The organism is Wohlfahrtiimonas sp. XWW7, from assembly GCF_056716055.1.
Genome location: NZ_CP168032.1, coordinates 370,445 through 389,328, shown reverse-complemented (window position 1 = coordinate 389,328; position 18,884 = coordinate 370,445). Strand labels below are relative to the sequence as shown.

Genomic DNA, 18,884 nt, shown 5'->3' with positions numbered 1-18,884 from the left:
CAATGGGATATTATACTTCATTTTAATTTGTTTGCTAAAAGCCCCCCAAGGGCAAATGGCAATCTCTGTTATAGAATATTAGCTGTTTATATTATACTGATCAATCAATAGAAAAAGCGATGATTAAAATGTTGGATCCTTGTATCACTGTTCAAAATATCACGATGAGTTATCAACGTCATCCTGTCGTACACCACGTAAATGTGGACTTTCCGTGTGGTTGTACGAATGCAATTATCGGGCCAAATGGTGCAGGGAAAAGTACGTTGTTGAAGATCATTATGGGGATGTTGTCACCAGATGAAGGTAAAATCATATTTAATCATAAAGAAACAGTAAGTTATTTGCCACAACAATCTGATATTGATCGTTCCTTGCCCATTACAGTGGAAGACTTAGTGGCAACTGGATTCCTTGCAACTGGATCAATTTTTAGCAAAATACCTGAAGATACTATGACGAAAGTCAAAGAAGCATTATCTACTGTTGGATTGACAGGCTTTGAAGGCCGCACAATTGACAATTTATCTAACGGTCAATTTCAACGTGCTTTATTTGCAAGAATTATCGTGCAAGATGCCGATGTGATTTTGTTGGATGAACCATTTAATGCGGTGGATGCAAAAACTAATTTAGATTTATGTCGCGTTATTACCAATTGGCGTAAACAGGGCAAAACAGTTATTGCTGTGATTCATGATTTTCATGTGGCAAAAGAGTATTTTGATTACACGTTGATGATGGCATGCGAAAAAGTTGCCTTTGGTAAAACTAAAGATGTATTGACAGAACAGAATTTTGAAAAAGCATATTCTGCATCCTTATATTGGGATGATAATGCTGAAATTTGTTCGGTACCAGAGTAAGGATAGAGAAGTAAATTATGTGGGATTTTTTCGTTGCACCATTTTTAACATTTCCGTTTATGCAAAGGGCGCTTTTGGCTTCCTTTATGGTGGCGATCTCTTCAGGCGTTGTGGGTAGTTTTTTAGTGATGCGCCGTATGAGTTTGGTGGGCGATGCTCTGAGCCATGGTATTTTGCCAGGTATAGCTTTAGGCTTTATGTTTTATGGTTTTAATTTGATTGCGATGGGCATTGGTGGCGTGTTAGCAGGAATTGCTATCGCGCTTTTAGCTTTTTTAGTTTCGCGCTATACAAAATTGAATGAAGATGCAAGCTTTGCAGCATTTTATCTTATTTCTCTGGCCATTGGTGTGATCATTATTTCTAAAATCGGTTCTCAAGTGGATTTGCTGCACATTTTATTCGGTTCTGTTTTAACTATAGATAATAATATGTTGGTATTTTTATGGGCGATCATGTGCTTTACATTAATCACCATTGCAATTATCTATCGTCCTTTGGTTTTATTTGTGATTGATCCAATTTTCTTACAATCCATGAAGATTAAAGGCGTGACTTATTATGGTATTTTCTTATTCATTGTTGTAGTGAATTTGATCGCAGGATTTCAAGCTCTGGGTTCATTAATGGCTGTAGGTTTATTGATGTTGCCAGTGATTATCGGACAATTATGGGTTCGCTCAATAGAAGGATTGTTTTTTGTTATTTTATTATTGGGATTCCTAATCGCTTATTTTGGTTTGTTGACATCGTTTTATTTAGATGTGCCAAGTGGGCCTGCAATTATTGGTGTAGCAGGATTAATCTATTTTTTCTCTCTGCTCTTTGGAAGAACAGGTGGAGTTTTAATTCGCTTTTTCAGATTGAAGCATAAAGCGGCATAGGAGATAAGTATGATCACAGTTCAATATTTTGGTGTGTTAAAAGATCGCGTTGGTGTGGCGCAAGAAGAACTTGCTTGGGAATCAGGTAATACGGAAGCCTTATTAGATCAATTAAAAGCACGTAATGATGTATGGGCGGATGCATTGGCGCCAGAAAGAGTATTTCGTGTTGTGATCAATGATGAGATTATGTATGAGGTTGCACCGATTCAGAAAGGTGATCGTGTTGCAATTTTACCGCCAGTGACAGGAGGTTAAATGTTCTCTGTTGTGGTGCAAACTGAAATATTTCAGCATGACTCTGAAATGGCTAAATTGATGGAAAATTCACATAATATTGGCGCTTCTAGCAGTTTTGTGGGTTATGTTCGCGGACATGATCATGCTAAAAATTTAAAGGCGTTATTTTTAGAGCATTATGCGGGATTAACTGAGCGTGAAATTATGCGCATCATTGAGATTGCGAAAGAGCGATGGGCGATTACTGGTTGTAGGGTTGTGCATCGTGTGGGTGAAATTCCTGTGGGCGAGCCGATCGTATTGGTTGCGACAATTTCATCACATCGCGAAGCAGCATTTCATGCGACAGAATTTATTATGGATTATTTAAAAGCTGATGCACCTTTTTGGAAGAAAGAGGTTTTCATCGATGAAACCAATCATTGGGTGGAAGCAAAATTGAGTGATCAAGATAGAAAGCAGCGTTGGCATGAGTAAAATTATTGGTTTAATTTTATCGGGCGGCGCAGGCAGTCGATTGGGTGGTGTGAATAAAGGATTGGTGAATGTAGAAGGCAAGCCTCTGATTCAGTGGGTTTATGATGCACTTCTACCTCAAGTGGATGAAATTTATATTTCTGCCAATGAAAACCTGAGTGATTATCAGAAGATTACTGAAAAAATTCTCAATGATGATAAAAGGTTTTATCGAGATGGACCTTTGGCAGGTATTCATTCCTTAAAAAATTATGTTGATGAAGATGATGTTGTACAGGTTGTGACTTGTGATTTGCCTTTGTTACCTAGAGATTTAGTGAGTAAGCAACTGCCCAGATTGCAAGAAAACTTTGATGCTATTTATCCGAAAGATGATGAGCGAGAACATTATGGGTTGTTGATGTTCAAAGCAAAACAGATAGATAAGATCGAGGATTTGTTGTTGCAGGATCGACGAAGAATACGAGATTTTTTGGCACAAATAAACAGTGGATCATTATTATTTGATGATCCAAAAGCTTTTACTAATGGCAATGATTGGGATGCCATCCAACGAATTGCTGAAATTTTAAAGGAAAGATTATGTTAGATTTTCGTGTTGCATTAGAGCAGTTAGATCAAGCTGTTCAGCTGCCACATAAAGTGCGTGAAGTCTCTTTAGTTGAAAGTTTAGGCAAACATTTGAGCGTAGATCTATTCGCCGTTTATGATGCGCCGCTATTTGATAATAGTGCAATGGATGGTTATGCCGTGTGTGATCCTGATGAAAACTTAACTGAATTTAAAATTGTGGGTCGAATAGCAGCGGGTGATTTAGCTGAAGTTGTTTTAAATGCTGGTGAAGCTGTGCGTATTTTTACAGGTGCGCCAACGCCAAAAGGTGCGACAACTGTGGTTATGCAAGAGTATATTGAGTTGGATGGAGATATCATTCGTTTGCAGCGCGATCCTAAAAATGGCATGAACATTCGTTATTGTGGTGAAGAAGTAAGAGCAGGTGACTTATTGTTGTCAAAGAATCGCGAGATGACTGCGGCAACCATCGCTTTATGCGCATCACAAGGTTATAGCAATGTGCCTGTTTATGATGGATTATCTATTGCCGTTGTTTCAACGGGCAGTGAATTAATCCCGCAATCAGAAGCTTTGGCTCCAGGCAAAATTTATGATGCTAATCGTTTTATGTTGCAAGCGTGGTTAAAGAAAAATCACCATGTGCATGATGCAGGTATTGTGAAAGATAATTATGAAGAGACGAAAGCTCAGTTGTTAGCATTGTCAAAAACTCAAGATGTGATTTTATTGAGTGGTGGCGCTTCTGTTGGTGAAGAAGATCATGTGGGTAGAGCCATTGCTGAAGTGGGTGAGCTGAATGGTTGGAAAATTGCCATTAAGCCAGGAAAGCCTTTTGGTTGGGGGAAAATTGGTGATGCTTATGTTTTTATGTTGCCAGGCAATCCTGTATCTGCATATGTGACATTTTACCTATTTGTTTATCCTTTTTTACAAAGAAGTATAGGCGCAACAAATGCAAGTTTTATGAAAGGTACAGCCAGATTTGTCCGTGAAAAATTAGAACCAAGAAGGGAATTTTTGCGTGGCGTATATCAAGAGAATCCTGAAGGTGGTTTTGATTTAACCATTGCAAAAGGGCAAGGTTCGGCAATGTTGTCAGGTTTAGCAGTTGCAAATTGCTTGATTGAAATTGTACCCAATACTGCTGTCGAAGAAGGAATGGCGCTGAACTTTTACCCAATTCAGTAATTAAGACGTAAAGAGATATTATGATGGAATTTGATTTTGTAAAAAATGGATTGGTTGCAGAGGGTTTTGAGTTCTCAGATGAGCAAATCAAACAATGGACGCATTATATGAAAGGCATTCAATTGTGGAATAAAGCTTATAACCTAACTTCCATTGTTGAGCCTGAAGAGATGTTGGTTAAGCATTTGTTTGATTCAATTGTGCTCATACCATATTTAAAAAAAGTGAAGCATGGCCGTATGATTGATGTTGGTACAGGCGCAGGTTTGCCTGGTTTTATTTTGGCAATTGCAATGCCAGAAACACATTTTGTATTGTTGGATACTAATAGCAAACGCACGCGATTTATGACTCAAATGAAGATGGAATTAGGCATGAAGAATGTTGAAATAGTCCATTCGAGAGTACAGGATTATCAACCTGATGAATTGTTTGATGTGATTTTATCTCGTGCATTTGCAAGTGCTGAAGATATGGTTACTTGGTCAAAGCATTTGCTCATTGATGGCGGCTGTTTTGCTGCTATGAAAGGACATGTTACGCCAGGTGAATGGCAGTTTGCAGAAGAAGGTTATCGTAGCGAGATTATCACATTATCTGTGCCAAGGTTAAATGATGCTCGACATTTGGTTTTTTTGTCTTGTTAATGTTTTGATATACTTCGTTCATTAGACTTTAAATAATAATTATAGGAAGGGCTTTGTGGCGATCATAGCGGTTACGAATCAAAAAGGTGGCGTTGGTAAAACAACAACAGCTGTGAATTTGGCAGCATGTTTGGCGGGGATGAAAGCTCGTCCAAATGTTTTATTGATTGATTTAGATCCTCAGGGCAATGCTACAACAGGCATGGGCGTTGATAAACATTCCATAGCTTTAGGTACTGTGGATCTCCTGTTGGATGATGTTGCCATCACAGAAGCCATTATTGAATTGGAAGAAAATGCCATTCGTTTGATTGGTGCCAATGGCGATTTAACTGGTGCTGAGGTTTTATTGACACAGAGAGAGCAGGGCGCTTTTGTTTTAAAAGAAGCACTGGCAGCAGTACAAAGTAATTTTAATTTTATTATCATTGATTGTCCGCCTTCTTTGAATATGTTGACCTTAAATGCATTAACCGCTTCAGATTATGTATTGGTGCCTGTTCAATGCGAATATTATGCCTTAGAAGGATTGTCTGCTTTGATGCAAACGATTGAAGAAGTTAAAGGTACGACAAATCCAAATTTGGATATTTTAGGTGTTTTGAGAACGATGTATGATGGTCGAAATGCTTTGGCTCTACAAGTTTCTGAAAATTTACAAGAGCATTTTGGTGATAAATTACTAGAAACGATCATTCCACGAAATGTTCGTTTAGCAGAAGCCCCAGGGTTTGGTGAATCCATTGTGAAATATGATGCCGCTTCTAAAGGTGCGATTGCATATAATGAACTTGCAAAAGAGATCAGCCGTCGAAGCAAACGTAAATAAGAGATGAGGGAAGTGATTTGAAAAAGCGCGGATTAGGTCGTGGTTTGGATGTTTTGTTGAATAAAACAAAATTACCAACTCAAGATGTTAAAAAAGAAGGTGAAGCATCTTCGATAAAAGATGCTTATGGGGCGATTAAAGAGTTGCCCATAGAGTTTTTGGTGCCTGGAATGTATCAGCCAAGAAAAATATTTAATGCCGAGGCTTTAGAAACATTGGCGGACTCTATTAAATCACAAGGTATTATCCAACCATTAGTTGTTCGTGAAGTTACTAAAGATGGTCAGAAAAAATATGAGATTTTAGCGGGTGAGCGTCGTTGGCGAGCATCACAAATTGCTGAACTGGAAAAAGTTCCAGTCATTATTCAGTCAATGACAGATCAAGAAGCTTTGGCTGTTGCATTGATCGAAAACATTCAACGTGAAGATTTAAATCCTATTGAAGAAGCGGAAGCAATTGCACGCTTCGTTGAAGAGTTTGAGTTGACACACCAAGAAGTAGGTGAGTTGATAGGGCGCTCTCGCTCTGCTGTGAGTAATGTGATTCGTTTATTGGAATTGGCACCAAAAGTTCAAGAATGGTTGCTGGCACGTAGGATAGATATGGGGCATGCGCGTGCAATTTTGCCTTTGAAGCATTTAGAACAAATCCAAATGGCAGAGCTGATCATTGAAAAATCATTAACAGTTCGTGAAGTTGAAAAATTAATGAAAGAAGGTGTGCATTCAGTTGAAAAAAGTAAGCCTGTTAAACGAGATTCAGACGTTGTTCAATTGGAAACAAATTTAAGTGAATTTTTAGGTGCTAAAGTTGGCTTTCATTCTGATAAAAAAGGGAAAGGCAAAATGACAATTCACTATGATTCACTCGATCAATTAGATGGTATTTTGCAGAAAATAGGTGCTCAATAAATTTAAGTAGTTGGCTTTTTTTATCAAATATCCTTGTGAAAAAGATTGACTTTAAGGGCTAACTGCTTATAATCGAGCTACTTTTGCCAAAGGTGTTTTGAAGTGATGAAGCAAGTAATAACGATCCAATTGATCATTACGCTAAGTGCCTCAATTTTGCTTTGGGCAATCGTAGGGGAAAGTGTAGGAAGATCGTACTTTTGGGCAGGTCTTTCTATTATCTTGCCAAATTTATTTGTGATTTTTTTATCCTTTTGGATAAGAAGTAAACAAGTGATTTTTTGGCTGGGTGCGTTTGTAAATAAATTTATCAGTGCAATATTGCTTGCGGGCAGTATTAAATATTTGAAAGATCCAAACTGGGCAGCATTCTTAATAGGGATTGTAGTAACAGTATATCTTCCTATTTTTGTGGTAGGTTTTGGTCAGAAATATTTGAAGCATGATATCAAGCATTAAAATTTAGATTGGGACAAGATATGTCAGCAGAAGAGATTACCGCTAGTAGTTATATCGAGCATCACCTCGTTAATATGACTCAGACAGATTTGCCACAAGAAAACTTTGTGGATTTTAGTTTGATCAACGTAGATACGGTCCTTTGGTCGGTTGTATCGGGTATTATTGTTCTATTCTTTTTATTTAGAGCATCACGTAAAGCATCTTCAGGAGTGCCTACACGCTTTCAAGCTGGCGTAGAAATTCTTGTTGAATTTGCTGAAACTCAGTCAAAAACACTCGTCAGTGGACCCAATGGTTATATTGCACCGTTAGGTTTGACAATTTTCTTATGGGTGATTGTGATGAACTGCATGGACTTAGTACCTGTAGATTTACCAATGACTCTTATCAATGTGTTCGGTTTAGATATCGCACATCAAAGAATTCTTCCTACAGCTGATGTGAATGGCCCATTGGGTATGTCTATGGCTGTATTGGCATTGATTCTTTTCTACTCTTTCAAAGTTAAAAAGGTTGGCGGTTTCGTTAAGGAATTATGTACAGCACCTTTTGGCATCTATTTATTACCATTTAATATTATCTTAAATCTTGTTGAATATATTTCAAAAGCATTCTCGTTAGGTATGCGACTTTTTGGTAATATGTTCGCAGGTGAATTACTATTCTGTTTGATTGCATTATTAGGTGCAACAGGCACGTGGTGGGGCTTCGGATTGCATTGGTTGGCAGGATCAGCATGGGCTATTTTCCATATTTTGATCATTGTTCTTCAAGGCTATATCTTCATGACGTTGACTTTAGTTTATCTTGGTCAAGCTCATGAGGCTCATTAAGAATTCAATCGATTTGGTTGGTGTTTTGTTAGTTTAGTTAGTTATTTTATTTTTAGGAGAAAAAAATGGACATGGGCATGATTGCTTTAGCGTGTGGAATTATCGTTGGTTTGGGTGCTATCGGTGCGGCAATTGGTATCGCATTGTTGGGTTCAAAGTATGTTGAATCTTCAGCACGTCAACCAGAAATGATGGATAAATTGTTACCTAAAGTATTTATTCTTGTTGGTCTTGTAGATGCTGCATTCTTGATCGGTGTTGGTATCGCTATCTTCTTTGCAATGGTTGTATTCAAGTAATAACTCCATTTCGTGGCGTTTGGTATCTAAAATCAAACGCCTTTTATGCATAGATTAGAATAGACAGGCAGATACAACATGAATTTAAATGCTACTTTATTTGCACAGTTTGTCGTCTTCTTTACATTGGTATGGTTCGTAATGAAATTCATTTGGCCACCAATGATCAAAGCACTCGATGAACGCCGTGCCAAAATCGCAGATGGCTTAAAAGCTGCTGAAGATAGCGTTGCAGAAAAATTAGAAGCTGACTCTCAAGTTAAGTTGCTTTTAAAAGATGCAAAGCAAGAAGCATCTTCTATTGTTACGCTTGCTAACAAGCGTGCAGAAGAAGCTGTTGAAGCATCTAGAGCACAAGCTAAAGAAGTGGCTGATAAGCAACTTTTGAACGCACAAGATCAGATTTTAGTTGAAACTAATCAAGCTAAAGAAAAACTAAGACAAGAAGTGGTTGCACTAGCACTTGAAGGTGCGAGTAAGATCGTAGGTAAGGAAGTAGATCGCGCAACGCACGAGTCAATGTTGAAAGATTTAGCATCACGTTTATAAGGCAATAATTAGTCATGACAGATTATATTACAGTTGCTCGTCCCTATGCCAAAGCAGTTTTTTTAATTGCTAAGGAGGAGAACTCTATTTCTGGCTGGAGTAATCTTTTGGCTGTACTCGATGAGATTAGTGCCGATGTAGAGGCGAGTGATTTTATCTCTCGCCCTGATTTTTCTCTGCAAGAAAAAACTCAGTTTTTGCAAACAGCAGTGGCTACGTTATTAAAACGTAAGCTAACGAATCAAGAAGCTAATTTTTTATCAGTAATTTTAAGTGCTAAGCGTTACGAAATGTTTCCATCAATACGCCAAGCGTATGATGAAATGGTTCTTTCAGATGAGTCTATTATCGAAGTTGAATTAGTTTCAGCTTTTGAAGTGAAAGAGTCAGAAAATGAAATGTTCGTTAAAGCGTTAGAAAAGCATTTCCAAAAAAGCATTAAATTAAATGTTTCAATTGACCCGAATTTAATCGGTGGTGCAGTAATTAAAGCTGGCGACTGGGTAATGGATGGATCAATAAAAGGACGTTTAGAGCAAATGACTTCTTTTTTGGTGCAGTCAGCTTAGTGGATTTACGATAAAAGAATTTATTATGTTTAAAGGATGATTTGAATTATGCAATTGAATCCATCAGAAATTAGTGATCTTATCAAATCTAAGATTGAAGAATTTGATGTAAAGCCAGAAGCAAGCACTGAAGGTACAGTTATCAGCTTGACTGACGGTATTGCTACTGTATACGGCTTAGGTGCTGTAATGCAGGGCGAAATGGTTGAGTTACCTCACGGTGTACGCGGTTTGGCGTTGAACTTAGAGCGTGACTCAGTGGGCGTTGTACTTTTGGGTGATTATGCAAAAGTATCTGAAGGCGACGTAGTTAAATGTACTGGTAAAGTAATGGAAGTTCCAATCGGTCCTGAATTGTTGGGTCGTGTTGTGAATACATTGGGCCAACCTATCGATGGTAAAGGTCCAATCAATACTACTTTGTCAGCACCAATTGAGAAGTTAGCACCAGGTGTAATCGAACGTCAATCAGTTGATGAGCCATTACAAACAGGTTATATCGCTATCGACTCAATGGTACCAGTTGGTCGTGGTCAGCGTGAGTTAATCATCGGTGACAGACAAACAGGTAAAACTGCGATTGCAATCGATACAATCATTAACCAAAAAGGTACAGGCGTTAAATGTATCTACGTTGCGATTGGTCAGAAAAACTCAACAATTGCGAATATTGTTCGTAAATTGGAAGAGAATGATGCAATGGCACACACAATCGTTGTAGCATCAAGTGCTGCTGACCCTGCTGCAATGCAGTATTTGTCAGCATACGCTGGTTGTACAATGGGTGAATATTTCCGTGATCGTGGTGAAGATGCGTTGATCATTTATGATGACTTATCTAAGCAAGCGGTTGCATATCGTCAAATTTCATTGTTATTACGTCGTCCACCAGGTCGTGAAGCGTACCCAGGTGACGTATTCTACTTGCACTCACGTCTATTAGAACGTGCTGCACGTGTAAATGCTGACTATGTTGAAGCGTTTACTAATGGTGAAGTTAAAGGTAAAACAGGTTCATTGACAGCTTTACCTATCATCGAAACTCAAGCTGGCGACGTTTCTGCATTCGTTCCAACAAACGTAATTTCTATTACAGATGGTCAGATCTTCTTAGAATCAGACTTATTTAATGCTGGTATTCGCCCTGCGATCAATGCTGGTATTTCTGTATCGCGTGTTGGTGGTGCTGCACAGACTAAAATCATCAAGAAATTGGGTGGTGGTGTTCGTTTGGCATTGGCTCAGTATCGTGAGTTGGAAGCGTTCTCTCAGTTCGCATCTGATTTAGATGAAGCAACACGTAAGCAGTTAGAACGTGGTGAGCGTGTTATGGAGTTGATGAAGCAAGCACAGTACCGTCCATATTCAGTATCTGAAATGGCAGTTATTCTTTTCACAGTTGAAAAAGGTCATTTAGATGATATTTCTGTGAAAGAAGTTGGTGCTTTTGCTGCAGGCTTAGTAACTACAATGAATATTGAAAAAGCTGATCTCATGAAGCAAATCAATGAGACTGGTAATTACAATGATGAAATTGAAAGTCAATTTACACAAGCAATTAAGTCGTACAAATCGACAGAAGCTTGGGTTAAATAATTTTTCTCTTTCTTTATTTTAAATATTAGGATCTTTTCATGGCCGTTGGTAAAGAGATACGTACAAAGATTAAGAGTGTTAAAAACACTCAGAAAATCACAGGCGCTATGCAAATGGTTGCTGCTAGTAAGATGCGTAAAACGCAGACTCAAATGCTAGCAACAAGTCCATATGCTAAGCAAATTGTGAAATTGGTTGCTCATCTTTCGCAGGCTGATGTTGAATTTGATCATGTCTATTTATCCAAACGTGAAGTGAAGAAAGTTGGCGTTATTGTTGTCAGCAGTGATCGCGGCTTATGTGGTGGCTTGAATAATAACTTATTCAAGCTCCTGAGCTCTGATATTGCAAGATGGTCACAAGAAGGCAAAACTGTTGAATTTGCGACGATCGGTAACAAAGCAAACTCTTTCTTTAGTCGTTACGGTGGGAAAATTTTAGCAACTGCAAGCCATTTAGGTGATCAACCAACAATGGCGCAGTTATTGGGTGTAATGAATGTAATGCTTCAAGCTTACCGTGATGGTGAAATTGATGAGCTTCGCATTTATGGCAACCTATTTGTCAACACTATGGTGCAAAAACCAGTTGGCATGCAGTTGTTACCAATAGACTTATCTACATTCGAATCACTCAAAGCTGAAGTTGGCAAAGTGAATGATGAAACGATTGACTTAGAACAATCAATGAAATGGGATTATATCTATGATATGGATCCAAAAAAATTGATCAATGTTGTTCTTAATCGTTATGTTGAATCAACAATTTATCAGGCAGTTGTTGCAAACATTGCATGCGAAATGGCAGCGCGAATGATCGCAATGCAGGCCGCAACAGACAATGCTCAGGCAATTGTTGAGAATTTACAGCTCGTGTATAACAAAGCACGTCAAGCTGCGATTACTCAAGAAATATCTGAGATCGTTGGTGGAGCAGCAGCCCTATAAATCTGGGCAGATTGAATGAGAATAGTAATTTTTAGAGGTTAAATATGTCAGGAAAAATTATTCAGATTATAGGGGCTGTCGTAGACGTTGAATTTCCACGCGATGCTGTTCCTGCAATCTATAATGCATTAAAAGTTGAAGGCCAAGATTTAGTTTTGGAAGTTCAACAACAATTAGGTGATGGCGTAGTGCGTACTATCGCAATGGGCTCATCAGATGGCTTACAACGTGATTTAGTTGTAACAGATACTAAAGCACCAATCAGCGTTCCAGTAGGTGAAGCGACTTTGGGTCGTATCATGAACGTATTGGGTCAACCAGTGGATCATGCAGGTGATGTATCTGCACAAGATCATTGGGGTATCCATCGTAAACCACCTAGCTATGAAGAACAATCAGGTTCTACAGAGTTATTGGAAACTGGTATCAAAGTTATCGACTTATTATGTCCATTTGCTAAAGGTGGTAAAGTAGGTCTATTTGGTGGTGCGGGTGTTGGTAAAACTGTTAACATGATGGAATTGATCAACAACATTGCTAAGGCACACTCAGGTTTATCTGTGTTTGCTGGTGTTGGTGAGCGTACTCGTGAAGGTAATGACTTCTATCATGAAATGAAAGACTCTAACGTACTTGATAAAGTTGCGATGGTTTATGGTCAGATGAATGAACCACCTGGTAACCGTTTACGTGTTGCTTTGACTGGTTTGACGATGGCTGAATACTTCCGTGATGAAGGTAAAGATGTTCTATTGTTCATCGATAACATTTATCGTTATACATTGGCGGGTACAGAAGTATCAGCATTGTTAGGTCGTATGCCATCAGCGGTAGGTTATCAGCCTACATTGTCTGAAGAGATGGGTGTTCTTCAAGAACGTATTACATCTACGAAGAAAGGTTCTATCACATCAGTTCAAGCGGTTTACGTTCCTGCGGATGACTTAACAGATCCATCTCCAGCGACTACGTTTGCTCACTTGGATGCGACAATCGTATTGTCACGTGATATCGCTTCATTGGGTATTTATCCTGCGGTAGATCCATTGGATTCAACTTCACGTCAGTTAGATCCTCAAGTTGTTGGTCAAGAGCATTATGATATTGCTCGTGGTGTTCAAACAGTTCTTCAGCGTTATAAAGAATTGAAAGACATCATTGCAATCTTGGGTATGGATGAATTATCGGAAGATGATAAGTTGGTTGTACAACGTGCTCGTAAGATTCAGCGCTTCTTGTCTCAGCCTTTCCACGTTGCAGAAGTATTTACAGGTGCGCCTGGTAAATATGTTAGCTTGAAAGATACAATTGCTAGCTTTAAAGCAATTTTATCAGGTGAATGTGATTCATTACCAGAACAAGCTTTCTACATGGTTGGTGATATTGAAGAAGCAAGAGCACGTGCTGCTAAGCTTTAATCATAACTGAATAGGGAGTCTCAATGAATACAATGCATGTTGCCATCGTAAGCGCAGAAAAAGAATTGTTTTCTGGAGATGTCACTTTTTTTGCAGGAACAAGTATCTCTGGTGAGCTAGGTGTATATCCTGGGCACTTACCATTGTTGACTCAGCTTGTTCCTGGTCAAGTTCGATTAAAGACAGCTGACGGCAATGAAGATGTTTTCTGGATTTCAGGTGGTATTCTTGAAATTCAGCCGAATCAAATTATTGTCTTAGCTGAATCTGCAGAAAGAGCAGATGATCTTGATGAAGCTGAAGCTAAAGCTGCGAGAGAGCGTGTTGAATCAATGTTGCAAAAGCAAAATGATGATTTCAACTTTGCTAAGGCTCAAACAGAATTACGTGAGATCAGTGCGAAGATTGATGCGATTGAACGTTACCGTAAAATTGGTAAAGTTTAATTAACAATTAAAGTATATAAAGAACCTGCCTTGGCAGGTTTTTTTATGCTTGATATTTAGAGTTGAAAATTTGATTGAATGCTAATGGATGAGATGAAAAAATAGCCTTATTGATATTTAATAAGGCTATTTTTCAATCATTATTTAAAGTGGAGATGCTATTGAGCTTCTGTCTCTATTTGCTTTTTTAATGCTCTATCAGCAGCGACTGTGAATAATACATCTGTTGATGAGTTAAGCGCTGTCTCTACAGAGTCTTGAATCACACCTACAATGAAACCAATCGCAACTAATTGCATTGCAACAGTATTATCAATGCCGAATAAACTACACGCTAAAGGAATCAATAATAATGAGCCACCAGCAACACCCGATGCACCACAAGCACCAACAGCTGCTAATAAACTTAATAATACAGCAGATAGAAAATCAACTTGAATGCCCATTGTATGTACAGCAGCTAGTGTAAATATAGTGATTGTTACAGCAGCTCCTGCCATGTTAATGGTTGCACCTAATGGAATGGATATACTGTAAGTTTCCTCATTAACATCTAATTTTCGACATAATGCTAAGTTAATTGGTAAATTTGCCGCAGAACTTCGTGTAAAGAATGCCGTTAAGCCACTTTCACGTAAACAAGTTAAGATTAATGGATAAGGGTTAGTTCGGATTTTCCAGTAAACTAAGATTGGGTTAACGATGAAAGTTACAATTGCCATTGCGAGTAATAAAACAAGTACAAGTTGTACATATTCTAAAAGAGCTGAACCGCCTGTTTCTGATATTGTTGATGCAACTAAGCCTAAAATGCCTAAAGGTGCGAATTTAATAACAAAACGAACAGCTTTTGTTGTCACCTCAGCAATATCTTCGATGAATTTTTTAGTTGTATGGCTGGAATGACGAAGTGCAAAACCAAAGATAATGCCCCAAGATAATAAGCCGATGTAATTGGCAGAAACAATAGCATTGACAGGATTATCTACCATTTTAAGAATCAAAGTATGCAATACATCGATAATGTTACTAGGAGATGCTTGTGTTGCAGCTTCAGGCAATGATTTTAAAGTGATAGGGAAGATGAAGCTGACTAAAACAGCGACAACTGCAGCAGCAAATGTACCAATTAAATATAAAACTAAGATTGGGCGAATGGCAGATTTATTTTGCGTGTTAACTTTATACTTAGTAATCGCTGCCATGATTAACGAGAAAATTAAGATTGGTGCAATAGCTTTTAAGCCATTGACGAAGAATTCACCGAAAATTTTAACTGCACCTGATGCTGTTTCTGAGCTAAAACCGATAATGATACCTAAAATTAAGCCTATAATTATTTGTTGTATTAGGCTATAGCTGTTGATGAAAGTAAAAAAACGCCTCATATCTTCTCCCGTTTGTTAGTGCGTTAATAAATTTGATATTTGGAAAAATATAGCAAGTAATCCTCTATTTGGGAACTGAATAAATTCGCCATAGTAATCAGCTTTTTATACAATAGGACGATCAATATTAAATACAGGGAATACAAAATGAAAAAAATTCAGGTCTGGGATCTTCCGATCAGGCTCTTTCACTGGACATTGGCTGTGATGATTGTTGTATGCATCTATACAATCAATGTAGAAAATATCACGGCACACCAATATGCAGGCGTGTTTGTTTTAATTTTATTGTTATTCCGTGTTATTTGGGGGCTATTTGGTAGTTCTACGGCTCAGTTTTGGGATTTTTTGAAAGGCCCTGTCGCTATTTATAATTATTTGCGTTATGGCATTAGTAAAACGGAAGGGCATAATCCTATGGGCGCTTATATGGTGCTCTTTATGTTGATTGTATTGCTCACGCAAACAATTACAGGATTGTTTTTAACAGATAACACTTATTTACATCAGGATTCACCTTTATATAAGTTGATTTCTAGTGATACACGTAAATATTTTAAGGCAATTCATCAATATAATTTGTATGTTATTTATGTCATGGTTGGTTTGCATATCGCTGCAATTTTTGGATATTTTTTATTCAAAGGTCAAAATTTGGTGAAAACGATGATCATCGGTTCACGTAAAGAAAATGAGTGGCATTCACCGATGGCCAAAGAAATGAAAGGCAATAAACCATGGTTAGCATTGATGATTTTTATTGTACTTGGCGTTGTTGTACCGTATATTTTGTATGGCTATATGAAGAATGTAGAGTTTTTTATATGGATTAAAAATACAACAATTTGGTTAAAAGGATTAATGTTTTGAGTCGTAGTTTACTAAAATCATCCGCTTGGGAACGCATAGGAATTTCATTATCAGTGATTATCCCTATGACGATCCTATTGTTACTGGTTGTTTATATTAAATAATGATTGCGGATGCTGTTAATGTCCGCACATAATACTTCAGAAAGGTAGCGTTCGCTGCTTTTATAGTTTTCTTGCACAGATTGTATGGCGGTTTCCAAATATTCTTCTTGGACGCCAAACAATCTTTGTATTGTCTCTTTAGATAATTCTTCTGTTGGTAGATTAGAGCGTTCATTTTTGCGTGATTCATAAAGAATCAGGGCAGAATCATTAGAGCGGAGATAGTCTTCCATAATATCATCATGATGAACGCCGAGCGCACTCAGTATTAAGTATGCGCCAAATCCCGTTCTATCTTTTCCCGCACTACAGTGAAACAATAAAGTTTGTCCATCATTTAAAGCATCAGCTAGGATTTGATATTGGTGATGAAAGTGAGTGGGTAATACTCGATAAATATGATTGTAGTATTGATCAATGTTGTCATTGTTTAATCCAATGCGTTTAATTTCATCATGATTAAAGAAATTAGCAACATTCATGGCGGCAGATTGACGATGAAAACGTTCATTAAACTTTTCTTGTAGCAAAATTTGCTTTTCATGTTCATCTCGAAAGTCGATAACAGAATTTATTTGCAAAGAATGAAGTTTTTTAAAGTCATTTTCTGTACCATATTCTGGTGCGGCACTTCTAAAAAGCTTATTCTCTCGAATCCCTGCATTTTCCTTAGTTTTAAGGGTATTGAAAGTACGAAAGTTGATGATTGATTCCATTATTTTCTCCAAATATTGCTCTATTTTTAGTCAGTTACTTGCCAAGGTTATTATAAATGGATATTATACGCACCTCAACGCAATCCAAGCCTGGGTGGCGAAATTGGTAGACGCAGCAGACTTAAAATCTGCCGACCCTTAACGGTCGTGCCGGTTCGATTCCGGCCCTAGGCACCATATCAAAAAACCTGACTTTATGTCAGGTTTTTTTTTGATTAGATGTTGGTAGCATGCAATAATGGCTCAAACAATAAATCAACTGATGTATAATTAACCGAAATTTGCAGTAACAGATTCTGTGAGGATAATAATGAGATTAGACCCATCAACTAAAAAATTATTGATTGTTTTTGGTGTATTGCTTCTGGTTTATGCGGGCATACAAGTTTATAACGTGATGGAAGATAAAAAAGAGGAAGAGCGTTATCAAGTGATGATGGATCAAATCTATGATGCCAATCCTGGGTTAAAGGAAGAGATGGCACGCCAAGAAGAGTTGGTTCGTTTATATGGTCCTAGAGCTTTGGATCCTAATTTCAATGAAAATACAGGTGAAGTTTCTGATCATACGCTACGTGAAACAGAAAAATTAGCAGATGGCCTTGAAAAGATTACAGTGTTTTATGAGGCAGATAAGCCACGCGAAATGTATTTGATGAAAAATGGTAAGTTGGAGGGAACGTTCAGATACTGGGGCACTAATGGTCAATTGATTGAAGAGTCAGAATATAAAGATAATGTTTTAGATGGTACTCAGAAAAACTTCTATTCTAACGGTAGCATTAAAACTGAAATTGCCTTTGTTAAAGGGCAAAAGAATGGTCCAACGAAGAATTGGTATCAAGATGGTAAACAATCCTCACAAACTGAATATAAAGATAATAAGATTGTAGGTTCTACATCCTTTTATCCTGATGGTTCTGTTCGCATGAAAGAGACTTTGAATGAAGAAACAGGCATATTGCTCACGGAAGCTTATTATACAAATGGTACGTTGAGTCACTCTTTTGGTGCTAAGAATAATAAAAAAGAAGGCATGTTAATTAAAAATGCACCAACAGGCTTTACTGTGGCAGAAGCAACTTATAAAAATGGTGTCAATGATGGTTGGTGTCGTATCTGGAATGAAAAAGGTGAGTTAGATGTAGAGTTGTTCTATATCAACGGACAATTGGATCGTAGCAAAAAAATGATTGGAAATGCATGTACGATTGATGTTTGGCGCTTTGGCTTCAGATAAACAGTAGGTTATTAAATATGTGGTGATTATGAATAAGCAGACTGAGTTCTGCTTATTTTATTTTGTGATTCATAAAAATGTCATAAAATTGAAGCATAATTGTCATATTTCAATTTGAGAAATGTATTGATGAAGAAAACAGTATTATTGATTGAGGATGATGAAGCGCTGAGAAGCATGCTTAAACTGCTATTAACGAACAACAGTTTTGATGTGCTAGAAGCGCCAGATTATCATACGGCAGTTTCATTAATTGCGGACAAAGAGTTCCATATTGTTTTGAGTGATTGGATGATTCCAGGTGGTTCAGGCGTTCAGTTAGTGAAAAGGCTCCGCAAAGATGAGCGACTCAAAAGCATTCCTATTATTATGCTGACCGCAAAGGCAGCGGAAGATGATCAAATAGAAGGATTTGATGCTGGGGCTGATGATTATATTACTAAGCCTTTTTCCAATAAAGAGTTGCTGGTACGCATGAAAGCATTGCTGCGTCGCATTTATCCAGAAGATAAACCTAAATTACAGGTGAATAACTTGGCTGTGGATTTAGAATCACATCGCGTTTTTGTGGACAATGAAGAGATCGATTTAGGCCCAACAGAATATAAATTATTATGTTTTTTAATGCAGCGTGTGGAAAGAGTCTTTAGTCGAGATCAATTGATCGATCATATTTGGGGTAATGATGTCTATATTGATGATAGAACCATTGATGTACATATTGGCCGCTTACGGAAACAGTTGGAGAGTAAAAATGCACAGCGCATGATTCAAACGGTGCGTGGTGCAGGATATCGTTTATCCTCACAATCTAAGGATTAAGGTG

General features: G+C 37.8%; 23 protein-coding genes and 1 tRNA gene. 22 read left to right on the top strand and 2 right to left on the bottom strand.

Annotated elements, in window-relative coordinates:
• Positions 1-119: 119 nt before the first annotated feature.
• The 18 genes from ACA100_RS01995 (at position 120) to ACA100_RS01910 (ending at position 13,740) form a co-directional block, all read left to right on the top strand.
• Positions 120-866: a metal ABC transporter ATP-binding protein gene (locus ACA100_RS01995; RefSeq protein WP_481078348.1), complete on the top strand. Its 747-nt coding sequence runs from the start codon at positions 120-122 to the stop codon at positions 864-866.
• A gap of 17 nt (positions 867-883) precedes the next feature.
• The gene (locus ACA100_RS01990) at positions 884-1,750 is read left to right on the top strand and encodes a metal ABC transporter permease (RefSeq protein WP_481078347.1); all 867 of its coding nucleotides are present in this window, start codon (positions 884-886) and stop codon (positions 1,748-1,750) included.
• 9 nt (positions 1,751-1,759) lie between these two features.
• Positions 1,760-2,008 carry a MoaD/ThiS family protein gene (locus tag ACA100_RS01985; protein WP_481078346.1) on the top strand — a complete coding sequence of 83 codons (249 nt, stop codon included), beginning with the start codon at positions 1,760-1,762 and terminating at the stop codon, positions 2,006-2,008.
• On the top strand, positions 2,009-2,467 hold the full coding sequence (locus ACA100_RS01980; protein ID WP_481078345.1) for a molybdenum cofactor biosynthesis protein MoaE: 459 nt from the start codon (positions 2,009-2,011) through the stop codon (positions 2,465-2,467).
• On the top strand, positions 2,460-3,056 hold the full coding sequence (locus ACA100_RS01975) for an NTP transferase domain-containing protein (protein ID WP_481078344.1): 597 nt from the start codon (positions 2,460-2,462) through the stop codon (positions 3,054-3,056). Before ACA100_RS01980 ends, ACA100_RS01975 begins: the two co-directional genes overlap by 8 nt.
• Positions 3,050-4,231, top strand: coding sequence for a molybdopterin molybdotransferase MoeA (locus ACA100_RS01970; protein ID WP_481078343.1), 1,182 nt, complete (start codon positions 3,050-3,052; stop codon positions 4,229-4,231). The genes ACA100_RS01975 and ACA100_RS01970 overlap by 7 nt, the downstream gene beginning before the upstream one ends.
• A gap of 20 nt (positions 4,232-4,251) precedes the next feature.
• Positions 4,252-4,878, top strand: a complete 627-nt coding sequence (gene rsmG, locus ACA100_RS01965) for a 16S rRNA (guanine(527)-N(7))-methyltransferase RsmG (RefSeq protein WP_481078342.1) — start codon at positions 4,252-4,254, stop codon at positions 4,876-4,878.
• A gap of 55 nt (positions 4,879-4,933) precedes the next feature.
• Positions 4,934-5,707: a ParA family protein gene (locus ACA100_RS01960; protein ID WP_481078341.1), complete on the top strand. Its 774-nt coding sequence runs from the start codon at positions 4,934-4,936 to the stop codon at positions 5,705-5,707.
• Between the two features lie 17 nt (positions 5,708-5,724).
• A complete protein-coding gene (locus ACA100_RS01955) occupies positions 5,725-6,621 on the top strand; it encodes a ParB/RepB/Spo0J family partition protein (RefSeq protein ID WP_481078340.1) in 897 nt (298 codons plus the stop codon).
• Positions 6,622-6,726: 105 nt separating this feature from the next.
• Positions 6,727-7,080: a hypothetical protein gene (locus ACA100_RS01950; protein ID WP_481079091.1), complete on the top strand. Its 354-nt coding sequence runs from the start codon at positions 6,727-6,729 to the stop codon at positions 7,078-7,080.
• 20 nt (positions 7,081-7,100) lie between these two features.
• A complete protein-coding gene (atpB, locus tag ACA100_RS01945; RefSeq protein WP_481078339.1) occupies positions 7,101-7,916 on the top strand; it encodes a F0F1 ATP synthase subunit A in 816 nt (271 codons plus the stop codon).
• Between the two features lie 65 nt (positions 7,917-7,981).
• Positions 7,982-8,215: a F0F1 ATP synthase subunit C gene (gene atpE / locus ACA100_RS01940; protein ID WP_008316830.1), complete on the top strand. Its 234-nt coding sequence runs from the start codon at positions 7,982-7,984 to the stop codon at positions 8,213-8,215.
• 78 nt (positions 8,216-8,293) lie between these two features.
• Positions 8,294-8,764: a F0F1 ATP synthase subunit B gene (locus ACA100_RS01935; RefSeq protein WP_481078338.1), complete on the top strand. Its 471-nt coding sequence runs from the start codon at positions 8,294-8,296 to the stop codon at positions 8,762-8,764.
• A gap of 14 nt (positions 8,765-8,778) precedes the next feature.
• Positions 8,779-9,333 carry a F0F1 ATP synthase subunit delta gene (locus ACA100_RS01930; protein WP_481078337.1) on the top strand — a complete coding sequence of 185 codons (555 nt, stop codon included), beginning with the start codon at positions 8,779-8,781 and terminating at the stop codon, positions 9,331-9,333.
• A 48-nt stretch (positions 9,334-9,381) separates the two neighbouring features.
• Entirely contained in the window at positions 9,382-10,929 is a 1,548-nt protein-coding gene (gene atpA, locus ACA100_RS01925; protein WP_481078336.1) for a F0F1 ATP synthase subunit alpha, read from the top strand.
• Between the two features lie 38 nt (positions 10,930-10,967).
• Positions 10,968-11,876 (top strand): F0F1 ATP synthase subunit gamma, encoded by a 909-nt coding sequence (atpG, locus tag ACA100_RS01920; RefSeq protein WP_481078335.1) that lies wholly within the window; start codon positions 10,968-10,970, stop codon positions 11,874-11,876.
• A gap of 44 nt (positions 11,877-11,920) precedes the next feature.
• Positions 11,921-13,294, top strand: coding sequence for a F0F1 ATP synthase subunit beta (gene atpD / locus ACA100_RS01915; RefSeq protein WP_481078334.1), 1,374 nt, complete (start codon positions 11,921-11,923; stop codon positions 13,292-13,294).
• Between the two features lie 23 nt (positions 13,295-13,317).
• Positions 13,318-13,740: a F0F1 ATP synthase subunit epsilon gene (locus ACA100_RS01910; RefSeq protein WP_481078333.1), complete on the top strand. Its 423-nt coding sequence runs from the start codon at positions 13,318-13,320 to the stop codon at positions 13,738-13,740.
• Positions 13,741-13,898: 158 nt separating this feature from the next.
• Here ACA100_RS01910 and sstT read toward each other — a convergent pair whose 3' ends face one another.
• Positions 13,899-15,128, bottom strand: coding sequence for a serine/threonine transporter SstT (gene sstT, locus ACA100_RS01905; protein ID WP_481078332.1), 1,230 nt, complete (start codon positions 15,126-15,128; stop codon positions 13,899-13,901).
• Between the two features lie 147 nt (positions 15,129-15,275).
• On the opposite strand from sstT, the gene ACA100_RS01900 reads away from it, so the two are divergent.
• The gene (locus tag ACA100_RS01900) at positions 15,276-15,998 is read left to right on the top strand and encodes a cytochrome b/b6 domain-containing protein (protein WP_481078331.1); all 723 of its coding nucleotides are present in this window, start codon (positions 15,276-15,278) and stop codon (positions 15,996-15,998) included.
• 91 nt (positions 15,999-16,089) lie between these two features.
• Here the strand turns inward: ACA100_RS01900 and ACA100_RS01895 are convergent, their stop codons facing one another.
• Positions 16,090-16,818, bottom strand: a complete 729-nt coding sequence (locus ACA100_RS01895) for a tyrosine-protein phosphatase (RefSeq protein WP_481078330.1) — start codon at positions 16,816-16,818, stop codon at positions 16,090-16,092.
• An 88-nt stretch (positions 16,819-16,906) separates the two neighbouring features.
• Between ACA100_RS01895 and ACA100_RS01890 the strand changes: the two genes are divergently transcribed.
• The 3 genes from ACA100_RS01890 (at position 16,907) to phoB (ending at position 18,880) form a co-directional block, all read left to right on the top strand.
• Positions 16,907-16,995: transfer RNA gene (locus ACA100_RS01890), tRNA-Leu, on the top strand.
• 133 nt (positions 16,996-17,128) lie between these two features.
• Complete coding sequence (locus ACA100_RS01885; protein ID WP_481078329.1) at positions 17,129-18,058, top strand: toxin-antitoxin system YwqK family antitoxin; 930 nt, start codon at positions 17,129-17,131, stop codon at positions 18,056-18,058.
• A gap of 129 nt (positions 18,059-18,187) precedes the next feature.
• Positions 18,188-18,880, top strand: a complete 693-nt coding sequence (gene phoB, locus ACA100_RS01880) for a phosphate regulon transcriptional regulator PhoB (RefSeq protein WP_481078328.1) — start codon at positions 18,188-18,190, stop codon at positions 18,878-18,880.
• Positions 18,881-18,884: the final 4 nt, after the last annotated feature.